Source organism: Nostocoides jenkinsii Ben 74, assembly GCF_001046875.1.
GTDB lineage: Bacteria > Actinomycetota > Actinomycetes > Actinomycetales > Dermatophilaceae > Nostocoides_A > Nostocoides_A jenkinsii.
In genome coordinates this window covers 3,699,658-3,701,457 of record NZ_HF571038.1, presented here as the reverse complement: position 1 = coordinate 3,701,457, position 1,800 = coordinate 3,699,658, and the positions used below count along the sequence as shown (strand labels likewise).

The 1,800-nt window shown below is 65.5% G+C and carries 2 protein-coding genes; one reads left to right on the top strand and one right to left on the bottom strand.

Annotated elements, in window-relative coordinates; genetic code table 11:
• Nucleotides 1-258: hypothetical protein (locus tag BN13_RS20515; protein ID WP_235434110.1), on the bottom strand; the 258-nt coding region annotated here is incomplete at its 3' end.
• On the opposite strand from BN13_RS20515, the gene BN13_RS17650 reads away from it, so the two are divergent.
• Entirely contained in the window at nt 166-1,728 is a 1,563-nt protein-coding gene (locus tag BN13_RS17650) for an IS1634 family transposase (protein WP_048549386.1), read from the top strand. The genes BN13_RS20515 and BN13_RS17650 overlap by 93 nt on opposite strands.
• The last annotated feature ends 72 nt before the right edge of the window (nt 1,729-1,800 follow it).

The window sequence follows — 1,800 nt, the reverse complement described above, 5'->3', positions numbered from 1 at the left end:
GTCGACCCATAGCGGGCACGTCGACCCATAGCGGGCACGGATATTGGAGCCCGCCTGACTCGTGCCACTTCGGGGTGATTCGGCGATTTTTCGGGTGTTTGTGCTGGTCAGCGGGTTGTGGAGTTGCTGGTTGACGTACCCCGCTTGGTCGATATCGTCGCTGTCGTGGTGTTCGTGCGGAAGTCGGCAGGGCGTTCTGGGGCCACGAAGGTCCAACTCGCTGAGCGTCGCGACGGCCGCAACGTGATCTTGGAGCATGTCGGGACGGCTCGTTCGGAGGCTGAGCTCGCGGTGTTGGTGGCTGAGGCTCACCGTCGGATGCGTCCGGGGCAGGACGCGTTGGACCTCGGCGTGGAGGGGGCGCCGCCACCGACACGGTCGGGTGTGATCACGAGCAAACGCAGCGCTCTGTTGTGGCGTGTTCTCACGGACGCCTATGCCCGGCTCGGGTTCGATGTCGTCGATGATCCTGCGTTCGCGCAGCTGGTGCTGGCCCGGGTCGTGGAGCCGACGTCGAAGGCCGACTCGCTTCGGGTGTTGGCGGAGTTGGGGGTGTCGCACGTGTCGTTGCGGACGATGTTCCGCACGTTGAAGCGGGCCGGTGCCGGCGGGTACCGCGACCAGGTGGCCGATGCCTGCTTCAGCCAGGCCTGCACCTCTGGCGACGTGAGCTTGTGCCTGTACGACGTGACCACGTTGTACTTCGAGACCGACGACGAAGATGCGCTGCGTAAAGTCGGCCACTCCAAGGAACGCCGTGTCGACCCTCAAGTCCTGGTCGGGCTGCTGGTCGACCGGCACGGGTTCCCGTTGGAGATCGGCTGTTTCGAGGGGAACACGGCCGAGAAGCTGACGATCTTGCCCGTGGTGAAAGCCTTCCAGGAACGCCACGCCCTCGCGGACCTGGTTGTCGTCGCCGACGCCGGCATGCTGTCCGCGGCCAACCTCAAGGACCTTGACGAGGCCCAACTGCGGTTCATCGTCGGCTCCCGCACCACCAAGGCCCCGATCGACCCCGCCTCCCATTTCCGCTGGCACGGAGACGCATTCACCGACGGACAGATCATCGACACGATCACCCCGCGAGTCGCGTCGAAAGCCGCGCGGGCGGTCAACGACCCCGCGAAGAAGGCCGAACCGGTGTGGAACCCCACGGAACACAAATTGTCATGGCGGGCCGTCTGGGCGTACTCCACCAAGCGCGCGGTCCGGGACGCGCGAACGTTGACCTTGCAGGAGAACCGCGCCAAGGCCGTGATCGCTGGGGAGAAGGCCGCGCGGACGCCACGGTTCGTCAAGACCAGCCACGACACCAAGACCCTCGACGAGGCCTCGTTGGCGCGGGCGCGGGCCCTGGTCGGGCTGAAGGGCTACGTCACCAACATCCCCGCCGATCTGATGACCGCCACCGAAGTAATTGGCGCCTACCACGACCTATGGCACGTCGAAGCCTCGTTTCGGATGGCTAAGTCCGACCTACGCGCCCGACCGATGTTCCACCACACGAGGGAGTCGATCGAAGCCCACCTCACGATCGTTTTCGCTGCTCTCGCGGTGTCCCGCTACCTGCAAGCCGTGACCGGGCTGAGCATCAAGAAGATCATCCGCACCCTGCGCCCGCTGCAGGAAATCACCGTCCGTATCGCCGGCCACGACCACACCGCCGCCGACCCCCTCACCCCCGCCGCCCGAGCCATCCTGAACGACCTCGCCGCTCACCCCGAGTGACGTACCCCGGTGGCACGAGTCAGGTCAAAGGTTGGAGCGAGACGTCGAATCAGAAAATGGGTGGATCAACCC